Source organism: Pseudomonas sp. FFPRI_1, assembly GCF_055384485.1.
Genome location: NZ_AP029168.1, coordinates 1,239,421 through 1,253,796, shown reverse-complemented (window position 1 = coordinate 1,253,796; position 14,376 = coordinate 1,239,421). Strand labels below are relative to the sequence as shown.

The following is a 14,376-nucleotide window of genomic DNA, read 5'->3' as shown; positions in this document are numbered from 1 at the left end:
CCGCAAGCTTCAAGTGTCATACAGCTTGAAGCTTGCGCCTTGTAACTGCCCTCAACCTTCGATTTCGTTGAGCTGCAGATAATCCTCAAGGTCCATGCCCAGCGCTTCAGCGACCTCCTGATGCACCTCCAGGCGCATGGCCTTCAGTTCTTCCGGTGTCTCGGCCACCAGATCGAGCACCAACTCCCACGGCTCGATGCCGCGGGACTCCGCCTCGTCCTCGAACGCCCATTGCGCCTGCTGCTTCTGCTCTTCCGGGCTCAGGGCGCTGATTTCTTCTTGCAAGGAAGGCGTGGCAGCCAGGTACCTTTCAAGCGCTACGTCGATTCTTGCCTCTTTAGGAATCATCTCGTTCTCTCTGATCGTGGGAATGGAAGATGGATCTGGATCGTTGGGATCTCTCTGCCGCAAAAAACCGTTGTGAGCTTCGATTTATCTGGCCTTCAGAACCATTCTGGATCATCTGAAAACAGCATGCTGGTACTCAGACAGGGACCGAATATAGGACCTTTGGCCCACGATTTATATGACCTGATGCACCCATTGGAGAAAAACCGCAGGTTTTCCCAGCCATCGGCAAACGCCAACCCGGCAGAACCCTCAGAGAGCGAGATTTCGCAGATACTGCCGTGGCGATATTTCATGCCGGTGTTTCCCCAGGTTCCTGAGCTAGGAACCCACAGCCGTATCTGTTCCTTTTCTCAAGCAAGCTCCTGTCTGCCCGACATCGATAAGCCTTCTCAGATTATCGAGAATATCGAACTCCTTTACTTCTCCATCCTTAGCGATGAGGATCCCGGCTTTAGTCAGCCATAGATAACCTTCCTTGCTTTGATTAGGGATGACAGTCACGACGATATTTAATGTCGGGTCCTGTGGACGACTTTCCGGAGCCTTGGTTTCAGAGAAATTGAAAGTCAGTTCATTATCATCGCTTGGTGAAACGCTTTGCGCGCTGACAACAGGCAGCCGTGCCTTTGAAGCGGAAGGAAACTCAGCGGAATACAACACACTTCCACCCTGTACCTGCTTGGTTATTCTTAAGAAATATTGCTCCAGGTCTTTCGTATTCGTTGGTGTCGTGCAGTCTTCGCCTTCAGCGGCAAAATATTCCCCCTCAAACTCATAAGAGGGCCCTTTCTCACAGGCTGCAAGGGACAGCGACACTACGCCGGCCAAAACCAACTTCCACTTCTTCACCGCGGTCACTCCATGATTTTCGGGCGTCATTATGCGCAATGCCCCTGGCTGGTACTACCCGGCTCATGACTCGCGCAGGCGTGAACAACCGGCACCAACCTCGTCCAGCCACAAAAAACCGAAACCAGATAGCGCCGAGCAAACCGCCAGAAACTCAGTACAGGATGCTGAATACAGACGTGGAAGGTTTTCGTTGAGACAAATCTCTCTGACAGCCAATTCCCCATAAACAATGAGCCACGCTTCAACCAACAACTACAAGAGCGCTCAATTGAGTAGTACCGAGGACCTCTGAAACTTCCAGAGCACACTTCTGCCAGCGCTTCGTCGCCCTCTGCCTTTCAATGGCGCTCACTCAAAGCCTGACAAGTTTTGTTGGGAGGGTGGAGGCAGCCATAAACTGCTCCAAAGCTGAAATGTGGTGCCGGTGACAGGAATCGAACCTGCGACCTTCGCGTTACGAGTGCGCTGCTCTACCGACTGAGCTACACCGGCGTGGGCTAAAACCTAGCACCAGTCCCCTGGGCCGGCAACCGAGAGGCTTTTAGCGCAGATAGCAAAACGCCCCGAACCAGTCGGGGCGTTTGCTTGTTCAGCGTAAGGTCAAAGAGCGATTAAACGCCCGAAGCCTTGGCTGCTGCCACGTCTTTGATGGACAGCTTGATACGGCCGCGGTTGTCCACGTCCAGTACCAGCACTTCCACTTCCTGACCTTCTTTGAGGATGTCGGTGACTTTCTCAACGCGAGCGTCGCTCAGCATCGAGATGTGCACCAGACCGTCCTTGCCCGGCAGGATGTTGACGAAGGCGCCGAAGTCGACGATGCGCTCAACCTTGCCGACGTAGATCTTGCCGATCTCGGCTTCCGCGGTGATGCCCAGAACGCGCTGACGCGCGGCCTCTGCAGCTTCCTTGGTTTCGCCGAAGATCTTGATCGAGCCGTCGTCTTCGATGTCGATCGAAGCCTTGGTCTCTTCGCAGATCGCACGAATGGTGGCGCCGCCTTTACCGATGACATCACGGATTTTGTCGGTGTCGATCTTCATCGCGATCATGGTCGGAGCGTTGGCCGACAGTTCGGTACGCGACTGGCCAATGATCTGGTTCATCTGGCCGAGGATGTTCAGGCGAGCTTCCAGGGCCTGGCCCAGGGCGATCTCCATGATTTCTTCGGTGATGCCCTTGATCTTGATGTCCATCTGCAGCGCGGTCACGCCTTTGGCGGTACCGGCTACCTTGAAGTCCATGTCGCCCAGGTGGTCTTCGTCACCCAGGATGTCGGTCAGGACGGCGAACTTCTCGCCCTCTTTAACCAGGCCCATGGCGATACCGGCAACCGGCGCCTTCATCGGTACACCCGCGTCCATCAGGGCCAGGGAAGCACCGCAAACGGAAGCCATGGAGCTGGAACCGTTGGACTCGGTGATTTCCGAAACCACACGGATGGTGTACGGGAACACGTCAGCGGCTGGCAGCATGGCCTGGACCGAACGACGAGCCAGACGGCCGTGGCCAATTTCACGACGACCAGCGCCGCCCATGCGACCACACTCGCCCACCGAGAACGGAGGGAAGTTGTAGTGCAGCATGAAGGGGTCTTTCTTCTCGCCTTCCAGGGTGTCCAGCAGCTGTGCGTCACGGGCAGTACCCAGGGTCGCAACGACCAGGGCCTGGGTTTCGCCACGGGTGAACAGGGCCGAACCGTGAGTCTTCGGCAGAACGCCGACTTCAATGTTCAGCGGACGTACGGTGCGAGTGTCGCGGCCGTCGATACGTGGCTTGCCGTTAACGATGTTTTCGCGAACGGTGCGGTATTCGATCTCGCCGAAAGCCGCTTTGACTTCGCTGGCGGAAGGCTGGCCTTCTTCACCGGACAGCTTGGCGACCACTTGGTCTTTCAGCTCGCCCAGACGGGCATAGCGATCGGCCTTGACGGTAATGGTGTAGGCCTGGGAGATGGCTTCGCCGAACTCGGCACGGATAGCGCCCAGCAGTGCGGTGGCTTCTGGAGCAGCAGCCCAGTCCCAAGTCGGCTTGGCAGCTTCGGCGGCCAGCTCTTTGACAGCCTTGATCACCGACTGGAATTCGTCGTGGGCGAACAGTACCGCGCCCAGCATCTGGTCTTCGGTCAGCTCTTTGGCTTCCGATTCAACCATCAGTACGGCTTCTTCGGTACCGGCCACGACCATGTCCAGGCTAGATGCCTGAAGCTGCTCGTAGGTCGGGTTCAGCAGGTAGCCGGTGCTTTCGTGGAATGCCACGCGAGCGGCACCGATCGGGCCGTCGAAAGGAATGCCGGAGATCGCCAGGGCAGCCGAGGTACCGATCATCGCAGCGATGTCCGGATCGGTCTTCTTGCTGGTGGAAACCACGGTGCAGACAACCTGCACTTCGTTCATGAAGCCTTCTGGGAACAGAGGGCGGATCGGACGGTCGATCAGACGCGAGGTCAGGGTTTCTTTCTCGGAAGGACGGCCTTCACGCTTGAAGAAACCGCCAGGGATCTTACCGGCAGCGTAAGTCTTTTCCTGGTAGTGAACAGACAGAGGGAAGAAACCCTTGCCTGGATCGGCTTGCTTGGCGCCAACCACGGTCACCAATACGCTGACGTCGTCGTCAACGGTGACCAATACTGCGCCGGAGGCCTGACGGGCGATGCGGCCAGTCTCGAGGGTAACGGTCGACTGACCGAACTGGAATTTTTTGATTACCGGGTTCACGGTGTCCTACCTTCTTTGTGGCTCTTGGGGAAACTTGCTTCTTGCGAAATTCTTGGGCAATGCGGGGAATCGGCCCAGCCTTTGTCCAGGTAAAACGGTGCTGCAGATAAAACTTGAGGCTGGGAGCCTGCCATACGCCGGCGGAAAAACCGCTGACGCATGGCAAACAACCAACCTCATAGCGCAATCGCTGATTAGCGACGCAGACCCAGACGACCGATCAGGGTGCTGTAACGGCTCAGGTCCTTGCCTTTCAGGTAGTCCAGCAGCTTACGACGCTGGTTTACCATGCGGATCAGGCCACGACGGGAGTGGTGGTCTTTACCGTTGGCCTTGAAGTGACCTTGCAGTTTGTTGATGTTGGCGGTCAGCAGTGCAACTTGCACTTCTGGCGAACCAGTGTCACCAACAGCTTGCTGGTAGTCGGTTACGATCTGAGCTTTTTCTTCAACGCTGAGTGCCATGTGGGCATTCCTTATATCAGGAAACTGTTCAAGAACAGTTTCAACAGGCCAGGGACAAATCCCTGTATCTAAAAATGAGTAGTGACCGTGCCTGCTAACAGCCACCCTCTCCAGCCTGCTATGACACAGGCTGGTTCCGGTCATTCTGACCGAATCAAGCGACGCGGCGCGATGCGCCCGTCTTCGCTCACTTCACCGATACCGATGAAGCGACCGTTGTGATCCTGTACCCGAACCATGCCGAACTTCGGGGCATCGGGAGCGCGAACTGGCTGGCCGTTGAGCCAATAGAACGCGCTGTGTTCCGAGAACTGCAGCAGCGGCCAATCCAGCAAGCCGCTGTCCGATGGCATGAGGAAGCGATCTACCGCTTCGTTGCCGCCTTCGGCATGTACAGCTTCAAGCTCTTCCAGAGTGACCGTCTGGGCCAGGCTGAAAGGTCCGGCCTGGGTCCGTCGCAGCTCTGCAACGTAGGCACCGCAGCCGAGTTTTTCACCAATATCCTCCACCAGGGTGCGGATATAGGTGCCTTTGCTGCAGTCCACCGCCAGGCGGGCAGTGTCGCCTTCACAGGCGAGTAATTCCAAGCGCGCAATAGTAACAGAACGCGGTTCGCGCTCCACTACTTCCCCTGCGCGAGCCAGTTTGTACAGCGGCTGGCCATCACGCTTGAGGGCGGAGTACATCGGCGGTATCTGTTTGATTTCACCGCGAAATTCCGGCAATACCGCTTCAATATCGGTACGACCAACGGTCACCGGCCGTTCCAGCAAAACTTCGCCTTCAGCATCGGCGGTGGTGGTGGTCTTGCCCATCTGCATCAGGGTTTCATAACCCTTGTCGGAATCGAGCAGGTATTGCGAGAACTTGGTGGCTTCACCAAAGCACAACGGCAGCACGCCGGTAGCCAAGGGATCGAGGCTGCCGGTATGACCGGCCTTCTCGGCATTGAGCAACCAACGGACCTTTTGCAGCGCCGCGTTGGAAGTGAAGCCCAGGGGCTTGTCCAGCAGGATGATGCCGCTGACGTTACGACGGATACGCTTGACCTGAGCCACCGCTTACTCCTTGGCGTCTTCAGGGGCTGGCGCGTCGCCATGCTGGCTGTCTTCAGCCACGGCACGCTCGATCAGGGCCGACAGGTGCGCCCCGCGGGCCACGCTCTCGTCGTAATGGAAGTGCAGTTGCGGCACACTGCGCAGCTTCATTTCGCGGGCCAACTGCATGCGCAGGAAGCCTGCGGCCGAGTTCAGCACCTTGATGCTCTGGGCGATCTCTTCGGCGTTTTCCTGGCCCATCACAGTGATGAAGATCTTCGCGTGACCGACGTCGCGGCTGACTTCCACAGCGGTGATGGTCACCAGGCCGACGCGTGGATCCTTGACTTCACGACGGATCAGTTGCGCCAGCTCACGCTGCATCTGATCACCGATACGTTGGGTACGGCTGTATTCTTTTGCCATGTCTTGTTACCTGTTACTGCCCCACGGTGAAACCCGTGTGGTCTGAAAGCGGCAAACGCCCGGCCTGACGGAAGCCAGACCGGGCGTTGCGTTTAGAATCCGCTGGAGGCGCCGTGCAATTGCATGGGGCTGACCACCAGGGCTCTTGAAGTGCGCGAGTTAGAGGCTGCGAGCAACCTGGACCTTCTCGAAGACTTCGATCTTGTCGCCGACTTTGACGTCGTTGTAGCTCTTCACGCCGATACCGCATTCCATGCCGGCACGCACTTCGGACGCGTCATCCTTGAAGCGGCGCAGGGATTCCAGCTCGCCTTCGAAGATAACAATGTCTTCGCGCAGTACGCGGATTGGACGGTTACGGTGCACGACACCTTCGATGACCATGCAACCGGCGATCGCGCCAAACTTCGGCGAGCGGAACACGTCGCGAACTTCGGCAACACCCAGGATGTTCTCCCGAACGTCGCTGCCCAGCATACCGGTCAGGGCTTTCTTGACGTCTTCGATGATGTCGTAGATCACGTTGTAGTAACGCATATCCAGACCTTCCTGCTCGACGATCTTGCGTGCGCCAGCATCGGCACGCACGTTGAAGCCGAACAGTACTGCGTTGGAGGCCAGTGCCAGGTTGGCGTCGCTCTCGGTGATACCACCGACGCCGCCGCCGACTACGCGCACTTGCACTTCGTCGTTGCCCAGGCCATTCAGAGCGCCTTGCAGCGCTTCCAACGAACCACGGACGTCAGATTTGAGGACGATGTTAAGCGTCTTCTTCTCTTCCTGGCCCATGTTCTCGAAGATGTTTTCCAGCTTGCCGGCGTGAGCACGGGCCAGCTTGACTTCGCGGAACTTGCCTTGACGGAACAGAGCCACTTCACGGGCTTTCTTCTCGTCGGCCACTACGCTCATCTCGTCGCCAGCGTCCGGGGTACCGTCCAGGCCGAGGATCTCGACCGGGATGGAAGGACCGGCTTCCTTGATTGGCTTGCCGTTCTCGTCGAGCATGGCGCGCACGCGGCCATAGTTCGAACCGACCAGCACCATGTCGCCTTGGCGCAGGGTACCGTCTTGAACCAGAACGGTGGCAACCGGGCCACGGCCCTTGTCCAGGCGGGACTCAACCACCACACCACGGCCAGGAGCCGAAGGAGTGGCCTTGAGTTCCAGGACTTCGGCCTGCAGCAGTACAGCTTCCAGCAGGTCGTCGACACCTGTACCCATTTTCGCGGAAACCGGTACGAATGGAGTATCGCCACCCCAATCCTCGGACGTTACGCCGTGAACCGAAAGCTCACTGCGGATACGGTCCAGGTCGGCGCCCGGCTTGTCGATCTTGTTCACTGCGACAACCAGCGGTACGCCAGCGGCCTGAGCGTGCTGAACGGCTTCAACGGTTTGCGGCATCACGCCGTCGTCCGCTGCAACCACCAGGATCACGATGTCAGTCGCCTTGGCACCACGGGCACGCATCGCGGTAAACGCGGCGTGACCAGGGGTATCGAGGAAGGTGACCATGCCACGCTCGGTTTCTACGTGGTAGGCACCGATGTGCTGGGTAATGCCACCGGCTTCGCCCGCGGCCACTTTGGCGCGACGGATGTAGTCCAGCAACGAGGTCTTACCGTGGTCAACGTGGCCCATTACGGTCACGACCGGCGCACGGGCAACCGCTTCACCTTCGAACTTCAGGGACTCGGCCAGGGAATCTTCCAGGGCGGTATCGCTGACCAGGGTCACTTTGTGGCCCAGTTCTTCAGCAACCAACTGGGCAGTTTCCTGATCCAGTACCTGGTTGATGGTGGCTGGAGTACCCAGCTTGAACATGAACTTGATGATTTCAGCAGCCTTGACCGACATCTGCTGGGCGAGATCGCCCACAGTGATGGTCTCGCCGATCTTCACTTCACGCACGACAGGGCCGGTAGGGCTCTGGAAACCGTGGGCGTTGCGCTTCTTCAGCTTGGCCTTGCCGCGACCACCACGACGGAAACCGTCGCTTTCTTCGTCGGTAGTGCGTGGAGCCACGCGTGGCGCAGGCGCCTTTTCCTTGACCGAAGCACGGTGCGGAGCGTTTTTGCGCTCACCGTCACTGTTGCCACGACGATTGCTATCGTCGCTGCGAGGCTTGTCAGGGCGACGTGGTTCTTCGCGCTTGCGGGCGTCCGCTGCTGGAGCAGGTGCCGCTGCCGGTGCGTCTTGCACAGGTTCAGCAGCCACAGGAGCAGGAGCTGCCACTGCTTCGGCCACTGCTGGCTGAGCAGCTGCTGGCTGGCGACGCGCTTCTTCTTCGGCGCGACGCTTGGCTTCTTCTTCAGCCTTCTGACGGGCAGCATTCTCTACTGCGCGACGTTCTTCCAGTTCACGTTGACGCTCGGCTTCGATTTCTTCCGGGCTGCGCTGCACGAAGACTTTCTTCTTGCGCACTTCAACGCTGATGCTCTTGCTGCCGGCAACACGCAGGGTGCTGGTGGTCTTGCGCTGCAAAGTGATCTTGCGTGGTTCTTCCACTTTCGCCTTGTGGCTGCTCTTCAAATGAGTCAGCAAGGATTGCTTCTCACTGTCGCTCACATGTTCCTCGGCGGCGGTGTGCGGCAGACCTGCCTCACGCATCTGCTGCAGCAGGCGCTCTACCGGTGTTTTGACCTCATCGGCCAGTTGTTTCACCGTGACTTGCGTCATGCACTTCTCTCCTCAGGCCGCGCCTAATTACTCGAACCAGTGGGCTCGGGCGGCCATGATCAACTTGCCGGCACGATCATCGTCAATGCCGTCGATGTCGAGCAGGTCGTCAATAGACTGCTCGGCCAGGTCTTCGCGGGTAATTACGCCGCGCACCGCCAGTTCCATCGCCAAATCCTTGTCCATACCCTCAAGCGAGAGCAGGTCTTCGGCCGGATGGGCGTCTGCCAGCTTTTCCTCAGTAGCGATGGCTTTAGTCAACAAGCGATCCTTGGCCCGAGCGCGAAGCTCGTTGACGATGTCTTCGTCAAAGCCGTCGATGTTGAGCATTTCTTCCAGCGGTACGTAGGCAATCTCTTCCAGGCTAGTGAAGCCTTCATCCACCAGCACCTGCGCCAGCTCTTCGTCGACTTCCAGCTCGTCGATGAAGTTGCGCAGGATATCGCCGGTTTCTGCTTGCTGCTTGGCCTGGATGTCCGATTCGGTCATCACGTTCAGGGTCCAGCCAGTCAACTGGCTAGCCAGACGCACGTTCTGACCACCGCGACCGATGGCCTGAGCCAGATTGTCTGCGCCTACGGCGATGTCCATGGCATGGGCATCTTCGTCGACGATAATTGCCGCGACTTCAGCCGGCGACATGGCGTTGATCACGAACTGCGCGGGGTTCTCGTCCCACAGGACGATGTCCACACGCTCGCCACCCAACTCGCCGGAAACGGCCTGGACGCGCGAACCGCGCATACCAATGCACGCGCCCTGGGGGTCGATGCGCTTGTCTTTGGAACGGACGGCGATCTTGGCCCGCGAACCCGGATCACGGGAGGCGGCCATGACTTCGATCAGGCCTTCGGCAATTTCCGGCACTTCGATACGGAACAGCTCGATCAGCATTTCCGGTGCGGTACGCGACAGGATCAACTGCGGGCCGCGGTTCTCGGTGCGGATTTCCTTGAGCAGCGCACGCAGACGCACGCCAACCCGGAAAGTCTCACGGGAGATGATGTCTTCACGGGCCAGCAGCGCCTCGGCGTTGTTGCCCAGATCGACGATCACGTTGTCACGGGTCACTTTTTTCACGGTGCCGGAGATGATTTCTCCCAGGCGCTCGCGATAGGCGTCAACCACCTGCGCGCGCTCGGCCTCGCGAACCTTCTGCACAATGACCTGCTTGGCAGTCTGGGCAGCGATGCGGCCGAACTCGATGGATTCGATCTTCTCTTCGATCACATCACCGACTTTCGCATCGGGATGAGTCTCGCGAGCCTTGCTCAACCAGGTCTCAACCGCTGGATCATCCAGGTCGGCTTCGTCGACCACCGTCCAGCGACGGAAAGTCTCGTAGGAACCGGTGTGGCGATTGATCTCCACACGCAGGTCCACTTCGTCTTCAAAACGCTTTTTGGTAGCAGTGGCCAGGGCCAGCTCCAGCGCTTCAAAAATCACGCTTGCCGGTACGCCCTTTTCATTGGATACCGACTCAACAACCAGCAGTACTTCTTTGCTCATCGTACGCCTCGCCTTTCGCAAGCCATTGGATCCGCGGGATCCGCGTCTCAGTCAAAACTGGGAATTATGTTGGCCTTGTCGATCATATCGATCGGCAACAGGAACTCGTGGTCATCCACCTGCACCACGACGTCCTGTTCCTCCACCCCGCGGAGAAGGCCCTGGAAGTTACGCCGGCCTTCGAAAGGCGAGCGCAGCTTGATCTTCACTTGCTCACCGACATACTTGGCAAACTGTTCAAGGGTGAACAGCGGGCGTTCCATGCCTGGAGAGGAAACTTCAAGGGTGTATTCAACGGAGATCGGATCTTCTACGTCGAGAACACCACTGATCTGGCGGCTGACGATGGCGCAATCGTCCACCAGTACACCGCCTTCTTTATCGATATAAACGCGCAACATTGAGTGGCGACCCTGAGCCGAAAACTCAATACCCCAGCATTCATAGCCAAGGGCCACGACCACCGGGGCCAACAAGGCCTGCAACTGTTCTAGCTTGCTCGACACCTGAACCCCCTCGTGCATGCTTGTGCAAATAAAAAATGGGCGAAACGCCCATCCCGGAAACGCCGTCGAATAGCGGCGTTATAAAGAGTCCAGCTAACAAAAAGCCCCTGAAAAGGGGCTCCGCTAAAACTGGTTGCGGGGGCCGGATTTGAACCGACGACCTTCGGGTTATGAGCCCGACGAGCTACCAGACTGCTCCACCCCGCGACAAAGCTGGGGCGGAAGTATACGACCGATCCCTTTTAGGGTCAATGTAACCTTCCACCTACAAGAAAGCCCGCAACAGCGGGCTCTCCTGATAATTGGTACCGAGAAGGGGACTCGAACCCCTACACCCTATGGGCACAACCACCTCAAGGTTGCGTGTCTACCAATTCCACCACCTCGGCATAGACTGCATTACTGCGTGAAACTCTTCTTACTTCTGCTCTTGAGCTGGAGGTACGTCAGTCGCACTGGTTGCCGACTTTTGCTCTTGAAGCACCGGGACATCATCAGAAGCCGGTTTTTGCTTTGGTACTTCCAACACTGCTGGATCTGGCAAACCTACTTGAGTCAGCTGATGAGCTTTCTCTTTAGCAAAGTAACCTAACCCCAAGCTGGTTATGAAGAAACCGGCGGCAAGTATAGCAGTAAACTTACTAAGAAAGGTAGAGGAACCTTGGCTTCCGAACACAGTATTTGAAGCACCTGCACCGAAAGACGCGCCAGCATCCGCACCTTTACCCTGCTGCAGCAAAACCAGAGCAACTACGCCCAAGGCACCCAGCAGATGAAAAACGACTACGACTGTTTCCAGCATTTTTTCAGTTTCCCGCGGCGCGACAAATCGCACCGAACTCATCTGCGTTCAGGGAAGCTCCACCAATGAGCCCCCCATCGATATCCGGCATGCCGAACAGTTCGACCGCATTGGCCGCCTTCACGCTGCCGCCGTATAGAAGCCGCACACCTCGTGCCACTTCAGAATTCTCTGCCGCCAACTGTGCGCGAATGGCTGCATGCACATCCTGCGCTTGTTGCGGTGTCGCAGTCAGCCCGGTACCAATGGCCCAGACCGGCTCGTAAGCAATAACAGCATTGGCGAACGCACCAACACCCAACTCTTCGATGATGCTGCCCAGCTGACGCCCGACAACCTCAAGAGTCTTCCCGGCCTCACGCTGCTCGAGGGTTTCCCCTACACACAGAATCGGCCTCAAGCCACAAGCCTGTGCGGCCGCGAACTTGCGGTTGAGAGTCGCGTCACGCTCGCCCATGATCAGGCGGCGTTCGGAGTGCCCAACCAGCACCAGGGAACAACCTGCATCCACCAATTGACTCGGGGCAATCTCACCCGTCAGTGCACCTTGCATGGACTCCACCGCAGAATTTTGCGCGCCGACCGAAATCGACTTGCCTTTCAAGCCATCAATCACTTGATTGATATACAAGCAAGGCGGGAATACCGCGACATCAACACCGCTTGGCAAGGCCAGATGACGAAGGCCATTGATCAGCTCAGCGACGCTGGCGCGGGTACCGTGCATCTTCCAGTTACCAGCTACCATAGGGCGACGCATGCTGTACCTCGTCGGTCAAAGTGGGCGCAGATGTTACCCAACCAAAACAACACTGGCAAGCCGAAATCAGGCAGAAACTTCTGCAACCAGTTTTGCCAGCTCATCGGCATAAGCGCGAACCAGTGCCTCATCATCACCTTCGACCATGACGCGGACCAAAGGCTCGGTGCCAGACTTGCGCAACAGAACCCGGCCACGCCCCGCCATAGCAGCAGTAACGCGCTCGCAAGCCTCTTTCACAGCAGGATGCTCAACCGGGTTGTCGCCCCCGCCAAAACGCACGTTGACCAGCACCTGAGGGCACTTGCGCAGCCCCTGACGTGATTGGGCCAGGCTTTCACCACGGGACTTGAGTGCCATCAGCACCTGCAGTGCGGCGATGATCGCATCACCCGTGGTGGCATGACGGAAGCACACGATATGCCCGGAGTTCTCGCCCCCCACCAGCCAGTTACGCTCCAACAATTCAGCGATTACATAACGGTCGCCAACATTGGCCCGGACAAAAGGAATGCCCAAGTCCGCCAGCGCCAGCTCCAGGCCGAGATTACTCATCAGAGTGCCTACTACGCCGCCTTGCAGCTTGTCACGCTCATGCAGGTCCCGAGCGATGATGAACAGCAACTCGTCACCATCAACAATCGCGCCGGTCTGATCGACCATCAACACCCGATCACCATCGCCGTCAAAGGCAATGCCCAGGTCAGCATGCTCAGCCAGGACGGCAGCCTGCAACTGCCCCATATGGGTCGAGCCGCAGTTTTCGTTGATATTCAAGCCATCGGGCTGAGCAGAGAGCACGGTCACTTGTGCGCCCAGCTCCCGGAAAACGCTGGGGGCCACCTTGTAGGTTGCACCGTGAGCACAGTCGAGCACGACCTTCAAACCCGCAAAGCTGGTGCTGGAGGGCACGCTGCTCTTGCAGAACTCGATGTAGCGTCCAGAGGCATCATTGATCCGGGACACCTTGCCGAGCTTGCTCGACTCCACCACGGTCATTGGCGCATCCAGCAATTCTTCGATCATCAGCTCGACTTCGTCAGGCAGCTTGGTGCCCTCGCCCGAAAAGAACTTGATGCCGTTGTCATGATGGGGATTGTGCGAGGCGCTGATGACGATGCCGGCTTCCGCATGGAAGGTACGCGTCAGATAGGCAATGGCCGGAGTCGGCATCGGTCCCAGCAGGAGCACATCGGCACCGGCAGCCGACAGCCCGGCTTCCAGTGCAGACTCGAACATGTACCCGGAGATACGTGTGTCCTTGCCCACCAGCACCCGACAGGCGCCCATGCTGCGAAAGGCCATGCCCGCCGCCCAACCGAGCTTGAGCATGAAATCAGGAGTAATAGGGAATTCGCCCACACGACCACGAATGCCGTCGGTGCCAAAATATTTCTTAGTCATAAGTACTCCATCATTCTTATTCGGCGGATTCCACTGCCGCAATCATTCGCACTACATCCACCGTCTCGGCAACATCATGGACGCGGATAATTTTCGCCCCCTTGGTCACTGCCAGTGCCGCCAACGCCAGGCTTCCATGCAGTCGCTCGGCCACCGGGCGATTCAACGCCTGGCCAATCATGCTCTTGCGCGACACACCAACCAGCAGCGGTCGCCCAAGGCCATGCAACTCCTGCATATGCTTGAACAGGCTCAGGTTGTGCTGCAGGGTCTTGGCGAAACCAAAACCGGGATCGAGGACTATCCGCTCGGCACCGATGCCGGCCGCGGCACACTGGGCCATGCGCTCGAGCAGGAACGCCGCCACTTCCTGAGTGACATTCTGGTAATGCGGATTGTCCTGCATATCTCCCGGCTCCCCGAGCATATGCATCAGGCACACCGGCAAACCAGTGGCAGCCGCCGCATCCAGGGCGCCATCACGACGTAGCGAGCGCACATCATTGATCAAGCCAGCACCCAAGCGGGCGGTTTCACGCATCACCGCAGGCGTCGACGTATCAACGGAGATGATCACATCCAACTCGCGGTTAATCCGCTCAACGACAGGCGCAACACGCTCCAACTCCTCCAGGGGCGATACCGCACGTGCACCAGGCCGAGTCGACTCACCACCGATATCGATCAGCGTAGCACCGGCCACAACCATGGCTTCGGCATGCCGCAACGCGACATCCACCTGGCTGAAGCGCCCGCCATCGGAAAAGGAATCTGGGGTTACATTCAGGATGCCCATGACATGCGCATGGGCCAAATCAAGAACCCGGTTGCCGCAAGGCAACCGGGTGGAGACAGGAACTGAAGTCATT

At 58.0% G+C, this 14,376-nt stretch carries 13 protein-coding genes and 3 tRNA genes; all 16 read right to left on the bottom strand.

The annotated features are described in order from the left end of the window. Window positions 1–51 precede the first annotated feature (51 nt). Complete coding sequence (locus ACZ5BO_RS05595) at window positions 52–348, bottom strand: DUF6388 family protein (protein WP_464698659.1); 297 nt, start codon at window positions 346–348, stop codon at window positions 52–54. Between the two features lie 321 nt (window positions 349–669). After that, entirely contained in the window at window positions 670–1,200 is a 531-nt protein-coding gene (locus tag ACZ5BO_RS05590) for a hypothetical protein (RefSeq protein ID WP_464698657.1), read from the bottom strand. Between the two features lie 419 nt (window positions 1,201–1,619). Further along, window positions 1,620–1,695 (bottom strand) — tRNA-Thr (locus ACZ5BO_RS05585). Between the two features lie 119 nt (window positions 1,696–1,814). Then, window positions 1,815–3,920 (bottom strand): polyribonucleotide nucleotidyltransferase, encoded by a 2,106-nt coding sequence (gene pnp / locus ACZ5BO_RS05580; protein ID WP_025131406.1) that lies wholly within the window; start codon window positions 3,918–3,920, stop codon window positions 1,815–1,817. A 194-nt stretch (window positions 3,921–4,114) separates the two neighbouring features. Then, complete coding sequence (rpsO, locus tag ACZ5BO_RS05575) at window positions 4,115–4,384, bottom strand: 30S ribosomal protein S15 (RefSeq protein WP_011059205.1); 270 nt, start codon at window positions 4,382–4,384, stop codon at window positions 4,115–4,117. A gap of 140 nt (window positions 4,385–4,524) precedes the next feature. Further along, the gene (gene truB, locus ACZ5BO_RS05570) at window positions 4,525–5,442 is read right to left on the bottom strand and encodes a tRNA pseudouridine(55) synthase TruB (protein ID WP_025131407.1); all 918 of its coding nucleotides are present in this window, start codon (window positions 5,440–5,442) and stop codon (window positions 4,525–4,527) included. A 3-nt stretch (window positions 5,443–5,445) separates the two neighbouring features. Beyond that, a complete protein-coding gene (rbfA, locus tag ACZ5BO_RS05565) occupies window positions 5,446–5,847 on the bottom strand; it encodes a 30S ribosome-binding factor RbfA (protein WP_025131408.1) in 402 nt (133 codons plus the stop codon). Window positions 5,848–6,006: 159 nt separating this feature from the next. Then, window positions 6,007–8,526, bottom strand: a complete 2,520-nt coding sequence (gene infB, locus ACZ5BO_RS05560) for a translation initiation factor IF-2 (RefSeq protein WP_025131409.1) — start codon at window positions 8,524–8,526, stop codon at window positions 6,007–6,009. Window positions 8,527–8,553: 27 nt separating this feature from the next. After that, the gene (gene nusA / locus ACZ5BO_RS05555; RefSeq protein WP_025131410.1) at window positions 8,554–10,035 is read right to left on the bottom strand and encodes a transcription termination factor NusA; all 1,482 of its coding nucleotides are present in this window, start codon (window positions 10,033–10,035) and stop codon (window positions 8,554–8,556) included. Between the two features lie 47 nt (window positions 10,036–10,082). After that, complete coding sequence (gene rimP / locus ACZ5BO_RS05550) at window positions 10,083–10,541, bottom strand: ribosome maturation factor RimP (RefSeq protein WP_025131411.1); 459 nt, start codon at window positions 10,539–10,541, stop codon at window positions 10,083–10,085. Window positions 10,542–10,671: 130 nt separating this feature from the next. Continuing rightward, window positions 10,672–10,748 (bottom strand) — tRNA-Met (locus ACZ5BO_RS05545). Window positions 10,749–10,844: 96 nt separating this feature from the next. Continuing rightward, a tRNA-Leu gene (locus ACZ5BO_RS05540) sits at window positions 10,845–10,930 on the bottom strand. A gap of 29 nt (window positions 10,931–10,959) precedes the next feature. Beyond that, window positions 10,960–11,343 (bottom strand): preprotein translocase subunit SecG, encoded by a 384-nt coding sequence (secG, locus tag ACZ5BO_RS05535; protein ID WP_081818720.1) that lies wholly within the window; start codon window positions 11,341–11,343, stop codon window positions 10,960–10,962. Window positions 11,344–11,347: 4 nt separating this feature from the next. Next, window positions 11,348–12,103: a triose-phosphate isomerase gene (gene tpiA, locus ACZ5BO_RS05530; RefSeq protein ID WP_464698653.1), complete on the bottom strand. Its 756-nt coding sequence runs from the start codon at window positions 12,101–12,103 to the stop codon at window positions 11,348–11,350. A 66-nt stretch (window positions 12,104–12,169) separates the two neighbouring features. After that, the gene (gene glmM, locus ACZ5BO_RS05525; protein ID WP_464698651.1) at window positions 12,170–13,507 is read right to left on the bottom strand and encodes a phosphoglucosamine mutase; all 1,338 of its coding nucleotides are present in this window, start codon (window positions 13,505–13,507) and stop codon (window positions 12,170–12,172) included. 16 nt (window positions 13,508–13,523) lie between these two features. Further along, complete coding sequence (gene folP, locus ACZ5BO_RS05520; RefSeq protein ID WP_025131415.1) at window positions 13,524–14,375, bottom strand: dihydropteroate synthase; 852 nt, start codon at window positions 14,373–14,375, stop codon at window positions 13,524–13,526. Window position 14,376 lies beyond the last annotated feature (1 nt).